The sequence below is a fragment of the Henriciella sp. genome (assembly GCF_049649345.1).
GTDB lineage: Bacteria > Pseudomonadota > Alphaproteobacteria > Caulobacterales > Hyphomonadaceae > Henriciella.
On record NZ_JBARZC010000238.1, the window covers coordinates 1 to 5,685 of the forward strand.

The 5,685-nt window shown below is 59.3% G+C and carries 8 protein-coding genes; all 8 read right to left on the reverse strand.

Annotated features, from left to right (window positions below; all coding sequences use genetic code 11):
- The coding region (gene tatC / locus WA989_RS06105; RefSeq protein WP_424339617.1) for a twin-arginine translocase subunit TatC at positions 1-346 on the reverse strand (346 nt) is incomplete at its 3' end.
- On the reverse strand, positions 343-792 hold the full coding sequence (gene tatB, locus WA989_RS06110) for a Sec-independent protein translocase protein TatB (RefSeq protein ID WP_424339618.1): 450 nt from the start codon (positions 790-792) through the stop codon (positions 343-345). The genes tatB and tatC, both read right to left, overlap by 4 nt.
- Before the next feature lie 25 nt (positions 793-817).
- Positions 818-1,054, reverse strand: a complete 237-nt coding sequence (tatA, locus tag WA989_RS06115) for a twin-arginine translocase TatA/TatE family subunit (protein ID WP_424339619.1) — start codon at positions 1,052-1,054, stop codon at positions 818-820.
- Positions 1,055-1,127: 73 nt separating this feature from the next.
- Positions 1,128-1,916, reverse strand: coding sequence for an SMC-Scp complex subunit ScpB (scpB, locus tag WA989_RS06120; protein ID WP_424339620.1), 789 nt, complete (start codon positions 1,914-1,916; stop codon positions 1,128-1,130).
- Entirely contained in the window at positions 1,913-2,731 is an 819-nt protein-coding gene (locus WA989_RS06125) for a segregation and condensation protein A (RefSeq protein WP_424339621.1), read from the reverse strand. The genes scpB and WA989_RS06125 overlap by 4 nt, the downstream gene beginning before the upstream one ends.
- Complete coding sequence (gene nagZ / locus WA989_RS06130; protein WP_424339622.1) at positions 2,728-3,771, reverse strand: beta-N-acetylhexosaminidase; 1,044 nt, start codon at positions 3,769-3,771, stop codon at positions 2,728-2,730. Before nagZ ends, WA989_RS06125 begins: the two co-directional genes overlap by 4 nt.
- Positions 3,768-4,601, reverse strand: coding sequence for an SPOR domain-containing protein (locus WA989_RS06135; RefSeq protein ID WP_424339623.1), 834 nt, complete (start codon positions 4,599-4,601; stop codon positions 3,768-3,770). The genes nagZ and WA989_RS06135 overlap by 4 nt, the downstream gene beginning before the upstream one ends.
- A gap of 100 nt (positions 4,602-4,701) precedes the next feature.
- Positions 4,702-5,685 (reverse strand): dGTP triphosphohydrolase (gene dgt / locus WA989_RS06140; protein WP_424339624.1); only part of this gene is annotated, 984 nt, incomplete at its 5' end.

Consider the following 5,685-nt stretch of genomic DNA (forward strand, 5'->3'; position numbering starts at 1 on the left):
AATAGATCTGCCAGCCCATCACCGGTAAAGCGACAAAAACGCCGGCGAACAGCGCAAGCTTCAGCTGGACGAAGAAGACTTCGAGCGGCTGGGTGTAGATCAGATTGAACTGGGTATCGCCGCGTTCGACTTCGGCGACCCTGACAAGCGGCTCCAGCAGCCAGTTATAGAGCGGTTTTGCCGCGAAGAAGCAGACAATGCTCGCTACTGCCAAAGCGACGATGGACCAGATGAGGCGCGACCGCAGCTCGACAAGATGCTCAAGCAGAGGCGCGCGTGAGGCCTCCATCTCGTCCTCATCATCTGTGATATCGGGACGCTCATCGGCCGGAAGATCCCTGGTCATGACTTGGCAGCCTTCGGCGCGGTTTCCGGCTCTGGCTCCGCCTCCGATGATCCGGCCTCGGGCTCTTTCGGGCCGGCTTTATCGGCCGGTGCATCCTTCGTCTCGTCAGAATTAGCGCTCGGCTCCGGCTCAGCGTTCGAGGCCGGCAATGGGCTTTCCATCATGACCTGACGGTTGATGTCGGCTTCGGTTTTCTTGAGGTCATCGACAGCCTGTGTCAGCGCATTCTCACGGCGCAGATCCTCGATTTCCTTGCGCAGCTCGTCGAGTTCGGCCTGTTTGGCGATGTCGTCAAAGGCTGCCTGGAATTCGCGCGCCATGGCTTTCCCCTTGGCCACGAACTGGCCAAGCTTGCGCATCATCAGCGGCAAGTCCTTTGGGCCGACAACGATCAGGGCAACTGTCGCGATCAGCAGGAATTCAGTAAGTCCGAATTGCGGAAGCATTAATCAGCCGGCCTCCCTCGCCAAATCAGCTGGAGGTTTTCGACTTTTCCTTCTCAGGCGTGATGTTCACCATCTTGTCGTCTTCGAGCGAGGAGGTTTTCTTCTTCTCGGCGTCATCTTCGTCTTCGTCATTCAGCCCCTTGCGGAAGCTGCGCACGCCTTTGGCCATGTCGCCCATGATCGAGGAAATGCGTCCGCGCCCGCCAAATAGAAGAAGGGCCACGATAAGTACGATAAGAAGCTGCATCCAGCTTGGGGCCATGACTAGTCTCCGGATCTGTTGGCCGAACCATTAGCGCCAATACATGACAGTCTCAATGGTTTGCAGTCAGAGCCTAATCTTCCTCGGCCTCACCGTCCATGAAATCTGTGACAAAAGATCGGTCTTCGGCCTCGACTTGAGGCATAGCATCCATGTCGGCGATCGGCATGTCGACGTCTGACGGGTCGAAATCGTCCGGCACGGTATCAGACAAGAGGCCGCCAGCCTCAAGTTCGGCGCGGCCTGGCAATACCTCCAGGCTTTCAAGTCCGAAATGCTCCAGGAAGTCATCGGTCGTGCCGTAGGTAACAGGCCGCCCCGGCGTCTTGCGCCGGCCCTTGATGCGCACCCAACCCGCTTCCATCAGCTGGTCGATCGTGCCTTTGGAGACAGCCACGCCGCGAACCGCTTCGATCTCCGCGCGCGTTACGGGCTGGCCATAAGCAATAATGGCTAGCGTTTCGAGCGCTGCCTGAGACAGTTTCTTCTGCTCATGGCGTTCTTCCACAAAGAGGTAGGAGAGATCTTCGGCAGTCTGGAAGCGCCATTTGCCGGCCACTTCGATCAGGTTCACCCCGCGATTGGCGTAGGCTGCCTTGAGCGACATCAGCACCTGGGCTGCATCAGCTTCCTGCGGCAGGACTTCCGCGATCTGCTCGGCAGACAGCGGTTCACCGGCAGCAAACAGAATGGCTTCGGCCCGGCGCAACGCTTCTGAGCTTGCATCGATGCCGACATCATTGGCATCAGACAGCGCTTCTGCCGACCGCCGATAGGCGAAGGAAAGCTGTTTGACGGCGTTCCGGACGTCTTCAGGCTCGTCATCCATGTGGTCAGTCTTCAATTGAGGTATCGCGTTCATGCGGTATGCCCTCCCGTTTCTTCCCGGTTGCCGCGTAGATAAAGCGGCGAAAAATGCTGGTCCTGACGCAGTTCAACATCGCCGTCCCGGGCGAGTTCCAAGGCTGCAGAAAAGACGCTGGCGGTGACAGAGCGCGGCGGAATATCGCCTGCGATATCGGTCATTCTGGCGCGAAGCTGATCAAGGCTCGCCCAATCATCAATCAATTTTGACAGGCTCTTCAGCGAATCGCGCGCATTTTCGAGCGGCAGGACGAACTGGTGCTCGATCTTGTGCGGCGCAGCCTCCTCGCGGCGCTGGCGGATAGACCCGAAGGCCTGCATCAGGTGCCAGAGCGTTGTGTCATATTCGGTTTGCTTGATCACCCGCGGCTTTTCAGGCGCGCCGCGGACAAAGACATCGCGGTCGAGATGAGCAAGATCCATGAGCTGGTCTGCCGCTTCGCGCATCGCATCGAGGCGTTTGAGGCGGAAAGCGAGCCGGGCGGCCATTTCCTCGCCGTCAATCTCGTCATTGGCGGCCTTTTCCGGCTTCGGCAGCAGCAGGCGCGACTTCATGAAAGCCAGCCAGGCCGCCATCAGCAGATAGTCGGCGGCGAGGTCGATCCGGTTTGATTTCGCCGCTTCGATGAAGCCTATATACTGGTTCGCAAGCTCCAGCATGGAGACCTTGAGCAGGTCGACTTTCTGCTTGCGGGCAAGGTCGAGCAGGAGATGGAGCGGGCCCTCATAGCCCTCCAGATCGACCGAGAACATGTCCTCGGCTTCGATATCCTCGCGTTCGACGAGCTCGTTTGAGACCAGTTCAAGGCTCATGCGTGCATGGCTCCCACATTCGGAATCAGCGACCTAAATCGCTCCCAGCCCGCCTCGACATCAAACGCCTTGGCGCGCTTCGATGCGGCTTCGGCAGCCTCTGCCCGCGCAAGGGCCTTGCCGGAAAGCTGAGGCGCCGCTTCGGCCACTTCGGTCATCTCGGCCAGAATGTCATCGGCCTCGGTCAGGAAGCCTGAACAATGCAAAAGCACGTCGCAGCCAGCTTCGATGGAAGCATTGGCGCGATCTGTGAGAGAGCCCCCCAGGGCCTTCATGCCGAGATCATCCGTCATAAGCAGGCCATCAAACCCGATTCGGCCTCGAATGACCTCCTGAATCATCGTTGGCGAGACGGTCGCTGCCTTGCCGGCATCGAAATGGTCATAGGCAATGTGCGCCGTCATCGCCATCGGCGCGTCCTTGACGTGTGCGAAAGCGGCGAAGTCAGACGAGAGCTCATTATCGCCGGCGGTGACGCGCGGAAGCTCAAGATGACTGTCAGCCATCGACCGGCCATGCCCCGGAATATGTTTGATCACACCTGCGACACCGCCATCCTCAAGACCTTTGAGCGCGGCGAGCGCCAATTGTCCGACCTTGTCGGGATCGGTGCCATAAGCCCGGTCACCAATCACATCATGAGCGCCTGGTTGAGGCAGGTCGCACACAGGCGCGCAATCGGCATGAATTCCCATGCCCGCAAGTTCGTCCGCCATCAGCCGATGGCCGAGCCAGATCGCCTCCAGCCCTTTTTCCGGGTCCCCATCATAGAGATCGCCATAGACGTGGCCTGCGGGAAAGAGCGGCCATTCCGGCGCTTTCAGGCGCGCGACCCGGCCGCCCTCCTGGTCGATAAAGATCAGGATGTCGCGGCCGACAGCTGTCCAGATGTCCTGAACAAGCTGGCTGACCTGTGCCTTTGCAAGACACGAGCGGCCCATCAGGATCACACCCCATGGCTTGTGCTCAGCCAACAGCGCTGCTTCGTCGCGCAGCAGGTTCGGCCCTGCGACGCTGAGGATGCAGGCCTTGTTATTCATGCGGTCTCGCGAACGACGATACAGTCAGCGCCTTCAGCTTTGAGGGCGTCGCAGAACTCGGACGCAGAATCGCGCGAACCGAAGGCGCCAGCCCGCAGCCGGTAGAAAACGCCTTTTGCACCAAGGTCTGCCCGCTCAATCGACATGCTGGCTCCTTCGAAAATATCGGGATTGGTTCGCCGTGCCTTCGCCCAGGCATCTGTCGCGGCCTGCTCACTTCTGAGCGCTGATATCTGGACAAGATATTCCCCGCCACGCGTATAGGCAAAGCGATATGTCGGTTGAGATGCAGTGCGCTCCGGCGCAGGCGGTGTCGCTGCGGCGATCTCGACCGGCGCTGGCGTTTCCAATTGCGGGCGCTGCTCGGCTTCAACAGGGTCCGCCGCACCACTGGTTTCGGGCTTTGGTGCTGCGGCCTCTTCCGGCTTGGAACCTGGTTCTGTCTGACCTGTGGGCCGCAAATCCATGGGCGGTCCGCCGCGCAGATAGGCGTCACCCTTGCTTGCAACCTGCGTCGGTTCGGGGCGACGCGAGCTGCCATCCATTGCATCATAGAGCCTGCGATCAAGGTCCTCGATCTGGATACCGCCGCGATCATCTGGCACGCGCTTATAAGGCTGCGCTTCGGCGACCACCATTGGCAATGCGCCATCTGTCGGACGCACGCCCTGGCGGTACGTGTTCCACACAACGGCGCCAAACACGATCAGCACACCAATGGCGAGCGACAGGATCAGCGGTCCTCTGGCGGAATCATCATCACGGATATCGAAGCCCCGATACTCTTCTTCGTATGGGCCCAAATCCTGGTTTCGGTTACGATTGCTCATTCTGGTCATCTGCCCCTGATGAAACTGACTTTGGTTAAGATTAGGGCGGCTTTCGTTAACGATCGTTGAATCAAGGCGAAGTCAGGCTGTGAACGCTGCTTCAGATCATGCTTTCAAGGTTGAAGACCTTTCGGTGCAGATCGATCGCATAATTGTCTGTCATGCCCGCAATATAGTCGCAGACAAGCCGCGCGCGCCGCTCTTTCGGGGCCTGCTCGGCATCCTGGCGCAAGGGCGGCGGCAAGATGTCCGGCTCTTCCAGGAAGAGCTCGAACAGCTCCTTCAGCACACGTTTCGCCTGGCTGCGCATGCGGTTCACCTTGTAATGCTTGTACATGCGCTCGAACAAGAAGGCGCGCAGCGCTCGCTGCTGGGCTTCGAACTGGTCTGAGAACGCAACAAGCGGCTGCGGCAGCGCCCTGACATCGGCGGCAGATTTCGGATCATAATCCTCAACCCGCCGCTGGGTTTCATCGATGAGATCATCGATCCACAGCCCGATCAGGCGCCGAACTGCTTCATAGACAGTTCTTTGCGTGTCGAGGACCGGATGCTCGTCTCGCACCGCCCGGAAGACATCGCCGACGAGCGGAATGTCGAGCATGTCATCGATCGCGAAGAGACCGGCGGCGATCCCGTCATCAATATCGTGATTATTATAGGCAATATCGTCTGCCAACGCCGCGATCTGTGCCTCCGGTCCGGCATATTGGTCCAGCTCAAGTTTTTCGAGATGCGGGAAGTCCCGAAAGGCGGCCGGCAGGGATGAAACGGAATTATCCGACGTCACCAGCGGCCCGTTATGCTTCACCAGTCCTTCCAGCATTTCCCAGGTGAGGTTCAGGCCATCGAACGTCGGATATCTCTGCTCAAGCCGGGTCACGACGCGCAGGGTCTGCGCATTGTGATCGAAGCCCTCATAATCCTGCATACTAGCATCCAGCTGATCCTCGCCGGCATGGCCGAACGGTGGATGGCCAAGATCGTGCGCGAGCGCCATCGCTTCAGCGAGGTCTTCGTCGACGCCCAGACGACGCGCGACCGAGCGCGCGATCTGCGCCACTTCGAGCGAATGGGTCAGCCG

Coding starts and splice junctions, on each gene's coding strand:
- tatB (WP_424339618.1), bottom strand. CDS start 792: ATGCTTCCGCAATTCGGACTTACTGAATTCCTGCTGATCGCGACAGTT.
- tatA (WP_424339619.1), bottom strand. CDS start 1,054: ATGGCCCCAAGCTGGATGCAGCTTCTTATCGTACTTATCGTGGCCCTT.
- scpB (WP_424339620.1), bottom strand. CDS start 1,916: ATGAACGCGATACCTCAATTGAAGACTGACCACATGGATGACGAGCCT.
- WA989_RS06125 (WP_424339621.1), bottom strand. CDS start 2,731: ATGAGCCTTGAACTGGTCTCAAACGAGCTCGTCGAACGCGAGGATATC.
- nagZ (WP_424339622.1), bottom strand. CDS start 3,771: ATGAATAACAAGGCCTGCATCCTCAGCGTCGCAGGGCCGAACCTGCTG.
- WA989_RS06135 (WP_424339623.1), bottom strand. CDS start 4,601: ATGAGCAATCGTAACCGAAACCAGGATTTGGGCCCATACGAAGAAGAG.